This window comes from Saccharopolyspora dendranthemae, from assembly GCF_007829955.1.
Lineage (GTDB): Bacteria > Actinomycetota > Actinomycetes > Mycobacteriales > Pseudonocardiaceae > Saccharopolyspora > Saccharopolyspora dendranthemae.
In genome coordinates, this window is sequence record NZ_VIWX01000006.1 from 376290 (window position 1) to 391750 (window position 15461).

17 protein-coding genes are annotated in these 15461 nt (G+C 69.1%); 2 read left to right on the forward strand and 15 right to left on the reverse strand.

The genetic code is table 11. The features are described from left to right. Positions 1 to 89 precede the first annotated feature (89 nt). From alr to glmS, 3 genes are all read right to left on the reverse strand, one after another. Entirely contained in the window at positions 90 to 1241 is a 1152-nt protein-coding gene (alr, locus tag FHU35_RS26230) for an alanine racemase (protein ID WP_145744482.1), read from the reverse strand. A 164-nt stretch (positions 1242 to 1405) separates the two neighbouring features. Then, positions 1406 to 2929, reverse strand: a complete 1524-nt coding sequence (locus FHU35_RS26235) for an NAD(P)H-hydrate dehydratase (protein WP_145744484.1) — start codon at positions 2927 to 2929, stop codon at positions 1406 to 1408. A 43-nt stretch (positions 2930 to 2972) separates the two neighbouring features. Continuing rightward, positions 2973 to 4835 (reverse strand): glutamine--fructose-6-phosphate transaminase (isomerizing), encoded by a 1863-nt coding sequence (gene glmS / locus FHU35_RS26240; protein WP_145744710.1) that lies wholly within the window; start codon positions 4833 to 4835, stop codon positions 2973 to 2975. A 176-nt stretch (positions 4836 to 5011) separates the two neighbouring features. Here glmS and FHU35_RS26245 point away from each other — a divergent pair, with 176 nt between their 5' ends. Both FHU35_RS26245 and FHU35_RS29455 read left to right on the forward strand, forming a co-directional pair. Beyond that, positions 5012 to 5845, forward strand: a complete 834-nt coding sequence (locus FHU35_RS26245) for a dienelactone hydrolase family protein (protein ID WP_145744486.1) — start codon at positions 5012 to 5014, stop codon at positions 5843 to 5845. A 79-nt stretch (positions 5846 to 5924) separates the two neighbouring features. Continuing rightward, positions 5925 to 6668 carry a hypothetical protein gene (locus FHU35_RS29455; RefSeq protein WP_186459623.1) on the forward strand — a complete coding sequence of 248 codons (744 nt, stop codon included), beginning with the start codon at positions 5925 to 5927 and terminating at the stop codon, positions 6666 to 6668. Between the two features lie 43 nt (positions 6669 to 6711). Here FHU35_RS29455 and FHU35_RS26260 read toward each other — a convergent pair whose 3' ends face one another. The 12 genes from FHU35_RS26260 to FHU35_RS26310 all read right to left on the reverse strand — a co-directional run bounded on the left by FHU35_RS26260 (position 6712) and on the right by FHU35_RS26310 (position 15424). Then, positions 6712 to 7314 carry a hypothetical protein gene (locus tag FHU35_RS26260; RefSeq protein ID WP_145744488.1) on the reverse strand — a complete coding sequence of 201 codons (603 nt, stop codon included), beginning with the start codon at positions 7312 to 7314 and terminating at the stop codon, positions 6712 to 6714. Positions 7315 to 7342: 28 nt separating this feature from the next. After that, positions 7343 to 9982, reverse strand: coding sequence for a hypothetical protein (locus FHU35_RS26265; RefSeq protein WP_145744489.1), 2640 nt, complete (start codon positions 9980 to 9982; stop codon positions 7343 to 7345). After that, positions 9982 to 10293 (reverse strand): hypothetical protein, encoded by a 312-nt coding sequence (locus FHU35_RS26270; protein ID WP_145744492.1) that lies wholly within the window; start codon positions 10291 to 10293, stop codon positions 9982 to 9984. The genes FHU35_RS26265 and FHU35_RS26270 overlap by 1 nt, the downstream gene beginning before the upstream one ends. 155 nt (positions 10294 to 10448) lie before the next feature. Then, the gene (locus FHU35_RS26275; protein WP_186459624.1) at positions 10449 to 10700 is read right to left on the reverse strand and encodes a hypothetical protein; all 252 of its coding nucleotides are present in this window, start codon (positions 10698 to 10700) and stop codon (positions 10449 to 10451) included. 386 nt (positions 10701 to 11086) lie between these two features. Beyond that, positions 11087 to 11320 carry a hypothetical protein gene (locus FHU35_RS26285; protein WP_145744494.1) on the reverse strand — a complete coding sequence of 78 codons (234 nt, stop codon included), beginning with the start codon at positions 11318 to 11320 and terminating at the stop codon, positions 11087 to 11089. Between the two features lie 67 nt (positions 11321 to 11387). After that, positions 11388 to 11510: a hypothetical protein gene (locus FHU35_RS30245; protein ID WP_281290272.1), complete on the reverse strand. Its 123-nt coding sequence runs from the start codon at positions 11508 to 11510 to the stop codon at positions 11388 to 11390. A 7-nt stretch (positions 11511 to 11517) separates the two neighbouring features. Then, positions 11518 to 11682: a hypothetical protein gene (locus FHU35_RS29460; RefSeq protein ID WP_186459625.1), complete on the reverse strand. Its 165-nt coding sequence runs from the start codon at positions 11680 to 11682 to the stop codon at positions 11518 to 11520. Between the two features lie 51 nt (positions 11683 to 11733). After that, positions 11734 to 13068 carry a phosphoglucosamine mutase gene (gene glmM / locus FHU35_RS26290; protein WP_145744496.1) on the reverse strand — a complete coding sequence of 445 codons (1335 nt, stop codon included), beginning with the start codon at positions 13066 to 13068 and terminating at the stop codon, positions 11734 to 11736. A 242-nt stretch (positions 13069 to 13310) separates the two neighbouring features. Beyond that, positions 13311 to 13895: a 30S ribosomal protein S9 gene (gene rpsI, locus FHU35_RS30060; RefSeq protein ID WP_145744498.1), complete on the reverse strand. Its 585-nt coding sequence runs from the start codon at positions 13893 to 13895 to the stop codon at positions 13311 to 13313. Next, the gene (gene rplM / locus FHU35_RS26300) at positions 13892 to 14338 is read right to left on the reverse strand and encodes a 50S ribosomal protein L13 (protein ID WP_125093019.1); all 447 of its coding nucleotides are present in this window, start codon (positions 14336 to 14338) and stop codon (positions 13892 to 13894) included. Before rplM ends, rpsI begins: the two co-directional genes overlap by 4 nt. Positions 14339 to 14756: 418 nt before the next feature. Then, the gene (locus FHU35_RS26305) at positions 14757 to 15047 is read right to left on the reverse strand and encodes a WXG100 family type VII secretion target (protein WP_145744500.1); all 291 of its coding nucleotides are present in this window, start codon (positions 15045 to 15047) and stop codon (positions 14757 to 14759) included. Positions 15048 to 15112: 65 nt separating this feature from the next. Beyond that, positions 15113 to 15424, reverse strand: coding sequence for a WXG100 family type VII secretion target (locus tag FHU35_RS26310; protein WP_145744502.1), 312 nt, complete (start codon positions 15422 to 15424; stop codon positions 15113 to 15115). Positions 15425 to 15461: the final 37 nt, after the last annotated feature.

Sequence of the window (15461 nt, forward strand, 5' to 3'; positions counted from 1 at the left end):
GAACGTGAAGATCGTTACAGAACGCGGCCCGGCTTGCACACCGCAATGTGCGCTGCGCCCCACTCCCGGAAGGAAACCAACCGCTCCGGTCATGGCGTCCCCGCTTCGGAGTCCACGACCGTCCTGGTCACCCGCGGCCGGTACATGCCGGTGACGATCTCGTAGTGGATGGTGCCGAGCTCGTCGGCCCACTCGGCGGCCGTGGGCTCACCGCGATCACCCGAGCCGAAGACGATGACCTCGTCGCCTTCGACGACCTCGTCATCGCCGCAGTCCACCACCAGCTGGTCCATGCACACCCGGCCGCGCACCGGTCGCCGCTTCCCCGCCAGCCACACGTCCATGCGACCGGACAGGCTGCGCGGCACGCCGTCGGCGTAGCCGACCGGGACCAGCGCCAGGTTGGTGGCCTCGGATGCCGTCCAGGAGTGACCGTAGGAAACGCTCTCACCTGCGGGAACGCGCTTGGTCAGGGACACCGAGGAGCGGAAGGTCATGGCAGGCCGCAGGTCGTGGTCGCCCGCCTGCGGCACCGGGTCCAGGCCGTAGGCGGCGATGCCCGGGCGGACCAGCTCGAAGTGCAGGTCGGGCCGGGTGAGCACCGCAGCGGAGTTGGCCAGGTGCCGGATCGGGTCGAGCCCGGCAGCGCGCGCCTGCTCGTGGGCGCGCTGGAAGCGCTCGGCCTGACGGTCGATCGACGGGTGGCCGGGCTCGTCGGCGCAGGCCAGGTGCGACCACACCGCTTCGACCCGGATGCGCCCGTCGGCCTCGGCCTTGGCGGCGGCCTCGACCAGCGCCGGCCACAGCTCCGCCGGGCACCCGCTACGCGCGAGCCCGGTGTCGATCTTGAGGTGGACCCGCGCGACGCGGTCCTGGGCGGCAGCGGCGGCGACGATGCGCTCCAGCGTCGACTGCGAGGACGCGGACAGCTCGATGTCGGCGGCGACGGCGGGACCGAACTCGTCGGCCTCGGTGAACAGCCAGCACAGCACCGGCGCGGTGATCCCGCCCTCGCGCAGCTGGAGCGCTTCGCCGAGCGACGCGACGCCCAGCTGGTCGGCCCCGGCCTGCAGCGCAGCCCTGGCGACGGTGAGAGCGCCGTGGCCGTAGCCGTCGGACTTGACGATCACCATCGTCCGCGCGCCCGAGGCCCCGGCGCGGCCCGCGAGCACGCCGACGTTGTGGCGAAGGGCGTCAACGTCTATTCGCAGGTCGGCGCGGTACGCGTGCTGGTTGCTCATGGCTCGACCATGGTCCCACATTCGGCATCCCGCCTTTCGCGCCACGTCGCCTTTGCGCAGCTCAACGCACTGACGAGACGCGGACGAACCGGAGAACCCACGCGACTTCCCACCATCGGGTGGAATGCTGTCGAACTTCGCGCGAAATCGAACGGCCACCCGCGTCAGGACGGCAGAGCGGCGTCCCGGACCGCGCGGATCGCATGCGGGACCGCTGCGAGCAGCGCGGAAGCGCCGATCGGTGCCCCCGCCTCGGATCGCGGCCCGTCGCCGGTGGCACCGTGCGCTGCCAGCTCGGCGGCCAGGGAGTGCACGTGCGCGGCGTACCCGCAGGCGCGCAGCGGCTCGATGCCGGTCGCCAGCAGCGCACCGATGAGCCCGGTGAGCACGTCACCGGACCCCGCGGTGGCGGGCCACGCCTGGCGGGCGTCGTTGACCAGAACCCGCCCATCGGGTGCGGCGATGACGGTCGTGTTGCCCTTGAGCAGCAAGAACGCGTCGTACCGGGCGGCGACCTCGCGGGCCGCCGCGACCCGGTCCATGCCGGGGCCTTCGCCCGCCAGCCGCGCGAACTCACCGGCGTGCGGGGTCAGCACCAGCGGAGCGTCCGGATCGCGGGAGTCCCAGGTGGTCTCGTCGTCGGAGAGGATCGTGATCGAGTCGGCGTCGGCGCACACCGGCCGCCCGGATTCGAGGACGAACCGCAGCACTTCGCGGCCGCTCGCGCCGAGTCCGATGCCCGGCCCGACCGCCCACGCCTGGACCCGCCCGGCGTCGCCGACCGAACCCGTCGCCACGACCTCCGGCCAGCGGCTTCGCACGTCGTCGGCGGCGGGGCCCGCGTAGCGCACCATCCCGGCGGTGGCCTGCACGGCCGCCCCGGTCGCGAGGACCGCGGCACCCGGGTAGGTCGCCGAGCCGGCGGCGATCCCGACCACCCCGGTGCTGTACTTGTCGTCCGCCGGGCCCGGGATCGGCCACTCCTCGCCGACCTCGGCGGCGTCCAGCAGCGACACCTCGGGGGCGGGCAATTCCTCGGTGATGCCGATGCCCGCGACGGTGACCTCGCCGGAGTGCACCGCACCGGTGCCGAGCACGTGGCAGGGCTTGAGCCCGCCGAACGTCACGGTCAGATCCGCCGTCACCGCGGGCCCTTCGACGGCTCCGGTCATCGGATCGACCCCGCTGGGCAGGTCGACGGCCACGATCGGCACCAGCACCCGGCGCACGAGTTCAGCGGCGGTGGGGCGCAGCGGGCCGCGCGCCGACAGACCCACGATCCCGTCGATGACCAGGTCAGCCCGCTCCACGGCGTCGGAGGCCTCGGCGCCGATCCCGGAGGTGTCGGCGTTGGCGCCCTCGGCGGGAACGGCCCGGCCTCCCGCGCGGCGAAGCCCTTCGAGCCCGGCCGCGTGCGTCTTCTCGGGCACCAGCAGCACGGCCGTCACCCCGACTCCGCGCCGCCGCAGGAACGCACCCGCCCACAGGGCGTCTCCGCCGTTGTTCCCCGCGCCGACCAGCAGCGCGACCCGGCGACCGGCCACGCCGCCGGTCTGGTCGGACAGCGCCCGGGCGCACTGCCCCGCCACCGCGTAGGCGGCCCGGCGCATCACGACGGGCTCCGGGGTCCGCGCGAACAACCGCTGCTCGGCACCTCGAACCTGGTCAGGAGTCCACACGCCCTGCATCACGAGCCCTCTCGCCGAACCGGTCAGACACCCCAGGAGAACATCACTCGACGGTGACGGACTTGGCGAGGTTGCGGGGTTTGTCGACGTCGTAACCGCGGGCTCGGGCGATCTCCGCGGCCAGGACCTGGAGCGGGACCGTGGAGACCAGCGGCTGCAGCAGCGTCGGCACGGCGGGGATGGTGATCAGCTCGTCGGCGAAGGGCTTGATCTCCTCGTCGCCCTCCTCCGCGATGACGATCGTGCGGGCGCCGCGCGCCTGGATCTCGCGGATGTTGGACACCATCTTGGCGTGCAGCAGGGCCCTGCCGGTCGGCGACGGCATCACGATCACGACCGGGAGCCGGTCCTCGATCAGCGCGATCGGGCCGTGCTTGAGCTCGCCCGCCGCGAACCCCTCGGCGTGCATGTAGGCGAGCTCCTTGAGCTTGAGCGCACCCTCCAGCGCCACCGGGTAGCCGACGTGACGGCCGAGGAACAGCACCGCCTTCGACCCGGACAGCTCGTGACCGAGCTTGCGCACCTGGTCGACGGTGGACAGCGTCGCGCGGACCGCTTCGGGCATCGCGGCGAGCTCGTCGAACTCGCGCGCCACCTCGTCGGAGTACTTGGTGCCGCGAGCCTGCGCCAGGGCCAGGCCGACCAGGTAGTTCGCCGCGATCTGCGCGAGGAACGTCTTGGTCGCGGCCACGCCGATCTCGGGGCCGGCGTGGGTGTAGAGCACCGCGTCGGACTCGCGCGGGATCTGCGCGCCGTTGGTGTTGCAGATCGCCAGCACCCGCGCCCGCTGGGTTCGCGCGTGCCGCACGGCTTCGAGCGTGTCGGCGGTCTCACCGGACTGCGAGATCGCCACGACCAGGGTGTCGCGCCCCAGAACCGGGTCGCGGTAGCGGAACTCGCTGGCCAGCTCCACCTCGACCGGGATGCGGCACCAGTGCTCGATGGCGTACTTGGCCAGCATGCCCGAGTGGTAGGCCGTGCCGCAGGCGACGATGAAGACCTTGGTGATGTCGCGGAGGTCCTGCTCGGTCAACCGCTGCTCGTCGAGGACGACCTGGCCGTTGACGAAGTGCCCGCGCAGCGTGTCGGCGAGCGCGCCCGGCTGCTCCTCGATCTCCTTGAGCATGAAGTAGTCGTGGCCGCCCTTCTCGGCGGCCGAGAGGTCCCAGTCCACCTGGAACGGCTTGGCCTCGACGTCGTTGTCGTCGAAGTCGGTGACCCGGTAGCCGTCGCTGGTGATGGTGACGACCTGGTCCTGACCGAGCTCCACGGCGTCGCGGGTGTGCTCGATGAACGCCGCCACGTCGGAGGCCACGAAGTGCTCGCCCTCGCCGACTCCCACCACCAGCGGCGAGGAGCGGCGGGCCGCGACGATCGTGCCCGGCTCGTCGGCGTGCGTCACGACCAGCGTGAAGGCGCCTTCCAGACGTCGTGCGACGGCGCAGACGCTGGCGGAGAGGTCACCGGCGGTGGGACCCGCGGAGTAGGCCGCCGACACCAGGTGCGCGGCGGTCTCGGTGTCGGTCTCGCTGGTCATCTCGACGCCGGTGGCCTCCAGCTCAACCCGCAGCGCGGCGAAGTTCTCGATGATGCCGTTGTGCACCACGGCGACGCGGCCGGCCGCGTCCCGGTGCGGGTGGGCGTTGCGGTCGGTGGGCGCACCGTGGGTGGCCCACCGGGTGTGCCCCATCCCGCCGTTGCCCAGGAACTTGGTGTCGTCGCTCTCGGAGAGCTTCTTCTCCAGGTTCGACAGCGCTCCGGCCGCGCGCTCGACCGCGAGGCCGCCCTCGCCGTCGAGCAGAGCCACGCCTGCCGAGTCGTAACCCCGGTACTCAAGTCGCCGGAGCCCGCCCAGCACGACTTCCAGCGCCTGGCGATGTCCTACGTAACCCACGATGCCGCACACGCGAGTCAGGGTAGCCATTCCGGCAGGAAGGAACATGACGGAGCCCTGGTGACCCACGTCGCCCCGCGCGAGCGGGAGCGGCCGCCACGATCATCAGGCGAGCACCGCCCGGCAGGAGGACCACGAAAGTAGCGTCCAACGCGCGGGAGGAGGGAGATCGGCTACCGTTGTCGACCATGGCGCGCAAAGCCAAGAAGCTTCCCACCGCGAAGCACGCGTTCGTCGAGTTGTCCCGCCGCGGCCCGCACGAGGTGCTGCACGGCGACCTGGCGCTGGTCGGCTTGCCCGGGATGGTCTGCACCCCGAGCAAGGGGACCGGCCTGCCCGCGATCGTGTTCGGACACGGCTGGCTCCAGCCACCGCGCCGCTACCTGGCTCTGATGAGGCATCTCGCGAGCTGGGGGATCGTCGTGGTCACGCCGTCGACCCACGGTGGCCCGCTGGCCTCCCACCGCCTCTACTCCGAGGACATGCGCACGGCGCTGGACATCGCGGCCGGTGTCCGGCTCGGCGACGGCAAGATCAGCGTCGACGCGAACAAGCTCGGCGCGGCCGGTCACGCCATGGGCGGCGGCTGCGCGGTCCTGGCCGCGGCCGAGGACCCGCGCATCAAGGCGGTCGCGACCCTCGCCGCCGCCGAAACGCACCCGTCAGCGCTCGACGCGGCCCCGCAGGTGACGGCCCCGGCCCTGCACCTCGCCGCCGCCGAGGACCTGCTGGCACCCCCGGTGGCCAACGCCGAACCGATCTCGCGCGCCTGGGGCGGCCCGGTGCAGCTGCGCACGATCAAGAAGGCGACCCACCTCGGCTTCACCGAGGGAATCCACTGGTCCCAGCTGCTGCTGCACGGCAAGCCGGAGTACACCACCCAGCGGATCACCAAGGGCCTGCTCACGGCGTTCTTCCTCCGCTCCCTCGCAGGCGACCGCCGAGGCGACCTCCTGCTCAACGAGAACATCAAGGGCAGCACCATCGACCAGGTCAACACCCACGGCAAGCTCGCGGCGTAGACCTGCCCGTTCCGGCTCCGCGAGGTCACCGGGCCGATCTCTCCCACAGCGGTGACCTGGTGCGCGACAATCAATCACCATGACTCCCCCGCAGCCCCCGTACGGCCAGCCCCAGCAGCCTGGCCAGCAGCCGGGATACCCGCCTCCGCAGGGCTATCCGCAGCAGCAGGGATACCCCCAACAGCCTGGCCATCCTCAGCCTCAGGCCGGATATCCACAGGGTTATCCACAGCAGCAGTTCCCACAGCAGGGCTATCCACAGCAGCCGCAGAGCGCCAACGCCGGACGCATCATCGGGATCCTCGCCGCTGCGATCTCGATCATCTCCGGCATCTACATCTTCTTCGACGGCATCGATTCTGCGCTGGTCGACATCCTGCTTTGCGGGACCGGCGGCCTTGCGCTGATCGTCGGCGGCGTTCTGCTGTCCCTTCGACTTTGGGTGTCGCCATTCGTCCTGCTCGGGGGCACGATCCTGCTGCTGGCGAACCTGGTGTGGCTCATCGTCTTCCTCTTCATGACCCTGGATCCGGAGCACGGAGACACGGTTCTCGAAGCGCTCACGCCCTTCGCAGGTTGGGCGACCTTCCTGCCTGGCGCGATCGTCTCCGGCCTCTCCTTGCTGCCGGTGGTCCGCAGCACCTTCAAGCCCAAGCCCGGTCGAGCCGCCGCGCAACAGGGCGGATACCTCCCACAGGGCTACCCACAGCAGCAAGGCTTTCCACAGCAGCCCGGGTACCCCCAGCAGCCGCAGCAACCGGGTTACCCGCAGCAGCCCGGGTACCCGCCTCAGCAACCGCCTGGCGGTTACCCGCAGCAGTGATGACTCGGGCCGTGATCCAGCGGATCACGGCCCGAAAGCGCGCTCAGCGCAACCAGCTCTGGTTCTCGTAGTCGTCGTCATCGTCGAAGGCGGCAGGTTTGCGCCGCGGGGCCGGCTTGGGCGGCGCCGGCGGTTTCGGAGGAGCGGCGGGCGGTGCCTGCTGCTCGTTCCGGCGCCCGAACCGGCCCGCCTGGACGTTCCACCCGTTGTCCGGCGGCGCAGGGGGTTGGGGGGCCTGTTGGCCGTAGTTCCCTTGCTGCGTCCCGGTATTAACCTGCTGCGGCGGGGTTTCCGCCGACTGCGCTGTTGTCGCAGCCGCTTCCTCCGCCTTGCTCTTCTGCGTCGCGTAGAGCTGCTGGGAGAAGCGCTCCACCTCGGGATCGGGATCGACGGTCTCCGGTTCCTCGCTGACGGAGATCTCCTGCACGCCCGACTTCTCGTCCGCGCGACGGAGGTTCTCGGCACGCTCGCGGATGCGCTCCACGAGCTTCTGGCCCTTCTCCGTGGTCTCCTGCGCGGACTTGTCAGCGGCCTTCGCCGAATCGGCCCAGCTCTGCTCGACGGCGCGGACGCTCGCCGAGTTCTCCCGCGCCAGGCCCTCCATCGCGTTGCGGAAAGCCTTGGCGTTCTCACTGATAGCGGTCACCGCTGCACCCCTTCACCGGAACCCGGGCTCACCGGTCCCGGTCCTCACCCAGCACCGACCGGAAGCGCACGTTGGACGCGTCCACGCCGTCGTCGAAGAGCTGGCCCTCGGTGCGCCACGGGCTGGCGTTGGTGCGTTCCTGGTCGCCGCCCTGCTGGCCGCCCTGACCGCCGCCCATCATGCCGCCACCCATCATGCCGCCGCCCATCGCCGACGAACCGCCCTGGCCGCTCTGCCCGCCACCGGGCTGACCACCGCCACCCGGGTCACCGCCGAGCGAGGAGAGCCCGGCCGAACCCGCACCGTGCGGTGCTCCTCCAGCGGGGTCACCTCCGCCCAGCGACGAGAGACCGCTGGAACCAGCTTGCCCTGGAGCGGCCCCGTCGGGGCCGTCGCCGAACAGGTTGCCCGCCATGCTCGCGAAGGAGTTCTGCACGCCGTCGCCTTGGGGAGCCGGCGAACCGACACCCGCCGATTGAGCCGTGGTCGCCGCCGGAGAGCCGGGAACGGGCTCGCCAGTCGCGTCCGCCGCGGGCATCGTGGTGAACCCGCTGGTGTCCGGCGCGGGCATGGTCGTGAAACCACCTGCCGCACCGCCCACAGCTCCGGCTCCGGCTCCGGCTCCGGCTCCGGCTCCGGCTCCGGCGAGATCAGGTGCGGGCGCAGGGGAAATGGGATCGGCCGGCGGGATCCCGGGCTCGACCGGCGGGACGCCGGGCTGAACACCGGGCTGCGGCGGCTCCGCCGGGTACGGGCCGCCGACGATTCCTTCCCCTGGCGGGGTTCCCGGTCCACCGAGGGTCGGCGGCTTCGGTTCGTCGCCGAAGTCGACCGTCTGGTTCAGCGGAGGTTGGCCGCCGCCGTTGTCGACGCTGACCTTCATCTCACCGCCGGGGCCCTGCTCCAGCGTGATGGTGCGATCGCCCTCGTGGATGACGGCGCGCCCGTCCGGTCCTGCCTCGACCGGGATCGGCTGACCTCCGCCGGGGACAGGGGCTCCGGGAGCCGGGGCGGGCATGGTCTGCACACCACCGGGACCGGCTGGGGGCTGGCCGGGCACCTGACCCGGTTGACCATGACCGAAGTCGACCGCGTAGGTCTTGGGCTGGCCGTCGGGGCCCATCAGCTGGACCTGGGTCTTGCCGTCGGCGCCCGGTTCCTGCACGGTCACCGCGTTCTGGCCCTCGCCGAGCGTGACCTTCTCGCCCTCGGGGCCGCCTGGCCCGCCCTGTCCGGGCATGCCCGGGCCCTGCGGCATCTCGGGCATCTCCGGAGGCTTGGGCATCTCGGGCGTGGGAGGCATCGCTCCACCAGCGCCGGCACCACCAGCGCCGGCACCAGCTCCAGCGCCGCCAGCGCCCGCGCCTCCGGCACCGGCACCACCGGCTCCAGCACCACCCGCTCCGGCGCCTCCTGCACCCGCGCCACCGGCACCCTGCTGACCACCGGGCTGCTGACCGCCTGGCTGCTGGCCTCCGGGCTTCTGGTCACCGCCCTTGTCGGCCGGACCCGGGTTCTGGAAGGGGTTCTCCTCGGCCTTGCCCAACTCGTCGTTGAGCTTCTTCCAGGCGTCGTCGATGTTCTTCTTGGTGTCCTCGCACATCTTCACGAAGCCGGCGCAGGTGTCTTCCACGGACTTGGCAAAGGTGTGGCGGACGACCTTGTGGCATTCTTGCTTGATCTTGTCCCGGACGTCCGGCTTCAAGTCGCCACAGCTTTCGTCGATCGGGATTCCCCAGATCTGGCAAGCCTTGCGCAGCGTCGTGTCGTCCTCGGTGTCGTTCGCCACCGTGATGGTGGTGTCCCAGTCCTGCTCGGCCTTCTCGCCGATGCGCTCTGAGAACTTGTCGAGCTCCAGCGCAGCGTTCGCCTTGTCCTGGATCATCGACGACACGGATTTCACGGTGTCCTGCGTGTTCGAGGCAGCGTCGCTGACCTTCTGGATCACACGTTCCTGCGCGGTCGGCGTGAACTTCGACGAGAAGAAGTCCTGCGACGCGTCCGACGCTCCACCGGTCCAGCTCTTCCACAAACCACCGAGCTTGTCGGACATGGTCTGCACGGACTCGCGCATGCCCTTTTCGGCGTTCTTCAGGTCTTCGATGTTCTTCGCGAACTTGTCGAAGTTCAGCTGGCGCTGCTGGTCGTACAGCTCGTGGATCTGGTCGAGCTTCCGGACCTTGGTCTTGTCCCCGTAGTCGTTCTCGATCTTCTCGTAGAGCGGGATCCAGGTGTCGAAGAACCGAAGCCCGGGTTTCCCCGCGTCGAGCAGCTCATCACCGGACTTGGCGCCTGCGCCGCCGTTTTCGCCGTTCTCGGACTTGCGCTTGGCGTCGTCGAGCTTGCCCTTGCCGTCCTTGACCGCCTGGTCGTGCTCTTTCTCCTTCTTCGCGGCCTTGTCTGACTCGTCTTTGGCGTCTTTGTAGGAGTCCTTGAGGTTCTGCTCAATGTCAGAATTGAGAAAACCCTCGCCATGAAGACGCCAGTACCCGTCGTCGTACTTGTCGAGGTAGGGCTCGACCTCGTCATTGATGCCATTGCCCCAGATCTCGTCGGAGTTCTGGCCGTATGCGATCGCGAGCTGGCGCTTCTTGTCGTCCGAGACGTTCGGATCGTCGAGGACCGTCTTAACGTCCTCCCAGGGCGGGAGGTTCGAGTCGTCGCCCATCAGTTACCCCCGGACTTTCCGACGGTGCTGGCGGCATCCGCGTCAGACCAGTCGTAGCCGGAGCCGGTCTGCTCCAGCTTTCCGGCGAAGTCGTCCATGCCGGCGGCGAGGCTTTCGACGCACTTGCCGATCTTCTTCATGGCCTGGTCGTACGGCTGGAAGTTCTCGCCATGGGCCTTGCCGAAGTCGGCCTGCCCCATGCCCATGTCGGAGATGTTCTTGCTGTGCTGGTCGCGGACCGGATCCGCCGCCGCACGGATACTTCCACCTGCCGATGAGAACTCACCGGCGTTAGCCCCGAACCCGGTCACCCTTCCCCCTCCATCAGTGAAACCTGCCGTCGCTCTCGAAGCGCTCAAGCACAGGTTCCGACGTGAACCAAGACGATCTGGTTCCTCATCTTCGCAGGGTCAGGCGCCTTTGAGGTCGGAACGGCCCAGGTACTTGCATCCGCGAAGCCGAGCATTCACTGCTGGGGAGGTTGCCCGTACCCCTGCTGCGGCGGGTGGGGCTGCTGTGCCTGCCCCCATTGCTGCTGCGGTGGCTGAGGCGCCTGACCCCACTGCTGCTGGAGTTGACCCCAATGCTGTTGGGGCTGCTGCGGGTACTGCTGGGGGTGGCCGTAAGGCTGCTGGCCAGGCTTGTTCCGCTTCTTCGCCAGCACGATCACGAGGGTGATCGCCCCCGCGACGAGCAGCAGGAGAACGATTCCGATCAAGGGGCGCACGATGGATCCCATGGGTCCGCATCCTGCCAGGCCAGGAACCCCGCGTTTTTCCAATCAGCTCGTTCTTGTCACCGGGCTCGAAGTCATCGCTGCGGGTACTGCCCGTACCCCTGCTGAGGAGGGTGGGGCTGCTGCGGTGGCTGAGGCGCCTGACCCCACTGCTGCTGAGGCGGTGGCTGGGGGTGGCCCCATTGCTGTTGGGGCGCCTGCTGGCCCCACTGCTGCTGCCCCTGCGGGTAGGCATGCTGAACCGAACGCTTGCGGTGGACCAGGAACGCGATCAGAAATCCGATCCCGAAACCGATGGGCAGAAACAGGATGAGATCCCACATAGCTCTACTCCGTAGACGGCGACGATGGTGACGACTAGCGCGTCGTCACTGAGGCGGGCGCGGTTGCTGACCGTAGCCGTGCTGCGGAGGAAACTGCTGCGGCGGCGTCTGCTGCCACGGTTGCTGAGGCGCCGCCTGCCACTGCTGAGGCTGGGCGAACTGCGGCTGCTGGGCGTAACCGTGCCCGGCCTGTTTGGGGCGGAAGACGAGAAAGCCGACCAGGAAACCCAGACCGCCGCCGATGAGGAGCCCCACCAACGGCCAAAAAATCTGAAGCACGCCAACCTCCGTCCAACCGTGATCGCCCCGCGAGCCTAACGAACGCGGGGCGTTGGTGGGACGGCGTTCACTGCACGAGCGTCTGCAGGCCCCATCCCTGCGCGAGGACGACCGCGAAGATGAGCGCGCCCAGGAGCATGCAGACGAGCGGGATGATCAAGACCGTGAACAGGTCGCCGAGGAGGCGCATCGGTCGCTCACACCTTGTGCTGCTGCCGTCGGTTGACGTACCAAGAACGGCCCTCGTGAGCTGTGTTGACGGCCTTCAGGCCGACGATCATCAGCGCACCTAGAGCGATGATCCCGACAACGAGCCCGACAGCAACGAGCCCTACGGCTATGGCGACGACGATGGCACCCATGTGAGCAGGGTCTCACAGATTCGGGCCCCGTGGAGACTCACATCACAAAGATCACCGAATTGCGGAAACGATTTTCGCCAGTTTTTCCGCGACGTCCTGAGCGTTCTGCTCGCTGGCCGCCTCGACCATGACCCTGACCAGCTGTTCCGTGCCGGATTGGCGGAGCAGGACCCGGCCGGTCTCGCCCAGCTCGACCTCCGCCTCGGCCACGGCCGAGACGACCTCGGGAGCGACCACGGCGGCGGCCTTGTCCGCGACGCGGACGTTGATCAGCACCTGGGGGAGCCGGCGCATGACCTTGGCCAGCGAGGCCAGGTCGGTGCCGGTCGCCGAGATCCGGCCCATCAGGCGCAGCGCCGTCAGCAGGCCGTCACCGGTGGTGGCGTGACCCGGCAGCACGACGTGCCCGGACTGCTCACCGCCCAGCGAGTACCCACCGGAGCGCAGTTCCTCCAGCACGTAGCGGTCGCCGACGGCGGTGGTCCGCAAGGAGACGTTGTGCTCGCGCATCGCCAGGTGCAGGCCGAGATTGCTCATGACCGTCGCGACCAGCGTGTTGTCCGCCAGCTCGCCGGATTCGCACATCGCGACCGCGAGGATCGCCATGATCTGGTCGCCGTCGATGACGTCACCGGCGGCGTCCACGGCGAGGCAGCGGTCGGCGTCACCGTCGTGCGCGATGCCCAGATCGGCGCCGTGCTCGATCACGGCGGCCTGCACCACGTCCAGGTGGGTGGAGCCGACGCCGTCGTTGATGTTGAGCCCGTCGGGGTCCGCGTTGATGGCGACGACCTCAGCGCCGGCCCGGCGGTAGGCGTCCGGGGCGGCTTCGGAGGCCGCGCCGTTGGCGCAGTCGACGACGACCTTGAGGCCGTCGAGCCGATGCGGGGCGGCGATGAGCAGGTGGTCGGTGTAGCGGCGCAGGGCGTCCGGGACGTCTCGGACTCGGCCGACGTGCACGCCCGTGGGGCGCTCGACATCCTCGGTGAGGCGAGCCTCGATCTCGTCCTCGATCGCGTCCGGGAGCTTGTTGCCGCCCGCGCTGAACAGCTTGATCCCGTTGTCGGGCATCGGGTTGTGCGAAGCGGAGATCATCACGCCGATGTCCGCGCCCAGCTCCTTGACCAGGTAGGCCACGGCAGGGGTGGGCAGGACGCCGATGCGCAGGACGTCCGCACCCGCGGAGGTCAGACCTGCGACGACCGCCGCTTCGAGCATCTCGCCGCTGGCCCGCGGATCGCGACCGACCAGCGCCACCCGGCGCCGGGAGTCGTCGCGGTCGTAGAGCACGCGAGCGGCGGCCGAGCTCACCGCCATCGCCAGCTCGGGCGTGAGATCGCCATTGGCCAATCCGCGCACACCGTCAGTGCCGAACAACCGAGCCATCAGCAGCAAGTCCTCCTCGTGTCTGCGACCGGTCCTCGGACAAGCCTCGCACAACCGGTCATCCGGCACTCGACGCATCCCCCGAGCGCGGCAACTCCCAGTTTTAGTCCAAACTGAGCATGATCAATGTCCGTTTTGCCTGCTCAGTTTGGACTAAAACTGGGACCGAGCCTGAAAAAACTGCGGGAGCAGGTTCGCCCGAGTGGGCAAACCTGCTCCCGCAGGTGATGCTGGGGTTCGCGTCAGCGCTTGCTGTACTGCGGCGCCTTGCGGGCCTTCTTGAGGCCGTACTTCTTGCGCTCCTTCTCCCGCGCGTCACGGGTGAGCATGCCGGCCTTCTTCAGCGCCGGGCGGTCCTCCGACTCGAAGACCGTCAGCGCACGGGCGATCGCCATGCGCAGCGCGCCGGCCTGACCCGAGGGGCCGCCACCGCGCAGGGTCGCCAGCACGTCGAAGTTCTCGAGGCGCTCGACGGTGACCAGCGGCTCCTTGATGAGCTGCTGGTGGACCTTGTTCGGGAAGTAGTCCTCGAGGGTCTTGCCGTTGAGCTTGAAGCGGCCGGAGCCCGGCACCAGCTTCACGCGGACCACGGCTTCCTTGCGGCGGCCGACGGTCTGCACCGCGCCACCGACCGGAACCGGAACGGGGGCGGGAGCCGGCTCGTCGGCGGCCGTCTCGTCCGCGGCGACGGCGTCAACCGTCTCGTCCGCGGCGACGTCGGCCGTCTCCTCGGCGGCAGCGTCGGCCGTCTCGTCAGCGGCGACGGTCTCGGCCGTCTCCTCCGCGGCAGCGTTCACTGCCTCTTCCTGCTGCAGTTCGTCAGTCACTTCTCGACCTTCGCCTTAATCTCGAACGCCTGCGGGTTCTGGGCCTGGTGCGGGTGCTCCGGGCCGGCGTAGACCTTGAGCTTCTTGCCCATGGCCCGGCCGAGCTTGTTCTTCGGGAGCATGCCCTTGATCGCCTTTTCCAGCAGCCGCTCGGGGTGCGAGTCGAGCACCTGGCCGAAGGACTGCTTGCGCAGACCACCCGGGTACCCGGAGTGCCGGTAGTGGAACGCCTGGTCGCGCTTGTTACCGGTGAGGGCCACCTTCTCGGCGTTGATGATGACGACGAAGTCACCGGTGTCGACGTGCGGCGCGTAGGTCGGCTTGTGCTTGCCGCGCAGCAGCGTCGCGGCCTGAGTTGCCAACCGGCCGAGCACCACATCCTCGGCGTCGATCACATGCCAGGCGCGGGTCACCTCGCCGGGCTTCGGGCTGTACGTGCGCACGGGTCTACCTCGTCGTCGTTCGCGTCGGAATCGTCAGTGCGGAGCCCGTCTCGATCACGCCGGTCGGTCCGCACGAGGTCTTCTCGTGGAACCGGCACGTCCGTCCAGTACCGCCGCCGGGACCGAGACCCGCTTTTGCGGGTCCGTTCCGCTGGCGCGAACTGCAGCCGCGCACCGCACAACAAAGAATGAGGGTACTTGGTGGCTTCTGGCCCGGTCAAAACGGGTCCTCGGTTGCTAATTCGAGGTTCTGACCTGGCAGATAACCGGATCCAGCATAGCCAATGCTCGCCGGTCCCCGTCGGGGACCCCGGCAAAGGCGATCGGACCTCCGCAAATGGAGATCAACCGCCGGACACGCCGATGGCCCCGGAGAAAACACCGGAGCCATCGACGTGGAAATCAGTGCGAGGTGAGCTCAGCCACCGAAGCGACCGGCGTTCTTCTTCTCGCCGGCCTGGAAGGACTCGTTGGCCGCACCCACGGCCATGCCCATCTTCGCGGCGGTCTCCTGCATCTTGGCCGCTTCCTGGTCCCAGCTCGCCTGAGCCTCCTGGTACGAAGCCACGGCCTCGCCCTCCCAGGTGGCGACGAGCTTCTGGATCTTGCCCTCCAGGTCGTCCAGCTCACCCTGGATCTTCTGGGCGGCCTGCTGCAGGTCGTCGGAAGCCTGCTGCAGCTCCGCGAAGTTGACGTTGATCTCGCTCATTACCTGTCCCCTCGAATGCGTCTAGCTCAAGAAATGTGGAATCTGCGACACGCGGTAAAACGAAATCAGCCGTCGAGCATGCTGGTGATCTTGGAGATCTCCTGCGCCTGCTCCTCCTGGGTGGCCGCGTAGTCCTGACCCGAGGACTGCACGTTCTGGCCCAGCTCGTCCAGCTTCTGGATGATCGTCCTGCCGCTCTGCTCGTACTGCTCCATCAGCTTGCGGAAGACGTCGGCCGCGGCGCCCTTCCAGTTCTGGACCGGGCCTTCGAGCTGCCCCTGCAGCTGCTGCAGCGCCTGCTCGACGGCGTTGCGCGCCTCGTCGATGTCAACCGACGCCTGCTGGATCGCCTCGGTGTCCGCACCAATTCCAGCCATCTCTGGATGACCCCCTTCAAACTCGGTATCAAGCTCT

Excerpts from the sequence above, each read along its gene's own strand:
- FHU35_RS26235 (WP_145744484.1), bottom strand. The coding sequence starts at position 2,929 with ATGCAGGGCGTGTGGACTCCTGACCAGGTTCGAGGTGCCGAGCAGCGG.
- glmM (WP_145744496.1), bottom strand. The coding sequence starts at position 13,068 with ATGGCTCGGTTGTTCGGCACTGACGGTGTGCGCGGATTGGCCAATGGC.
- alr (WP_145744482.1), bottom strand. The coding sequence starts at position 1,241 with ATGAGCAACCAGCACGCGTACCGCGCCGACCTGCGAATAGACGTTGAC.
- FHU35_RS26245 (WP_145744486.1), top strand. The coding sequence starts at position 5,012 with ATGGCGCGCAAAGCCAAGAAGCTTCCCACCGCGAAGCACGCGTTCGTC.
- FHU35_RS29460 (WP_186459625.1), bottom strand. The coding sequence starts at position 11,682 with ATGGGTGCCATCGTCGTCGCCATAGCCGTAGGGCTCGTTGCTGTCGGG.
- FHU35_RS26310 (WP_145744502.1), bottom strand. The coding sequence starts at position 15,424 with ATGGCTGGAATTGGTGCGGACACCGAGGCGATCCAGCAGGCGTCGGTT.
- FHU35_RS29455 (WP_186459623.1), top strand. The coding sequence starts at position 5,925 with ATGACTCCCCCGCAGCCCCCGTACGGCCAGCCCCAGCAGCCTGGCCAG.
- FHU35_RS26265 (WP_145744489.1), bottom strand. The coding sequence starts at position 9,982 with ATGGGCGACGACTCGAACCTCCCGCCCTGGGAGGACGTTAAGACGGTC.
- FHU35_RS30245 (WP_281290272.1), bottom strand. The coding sequence starts at position 11,510 with ATGCGCCTCCTCGGCGACCTGTTCACGGTCTTGATCATCCCGCTCGTC.
- FHU35_RS26305 (WP_145744500.1), bottom strand. The coding sequence starts at position 15,047 with ATGAGCGAGATCAACGTCAACTTCGCGGAGCTGCAGCAGGCTTCCGAC.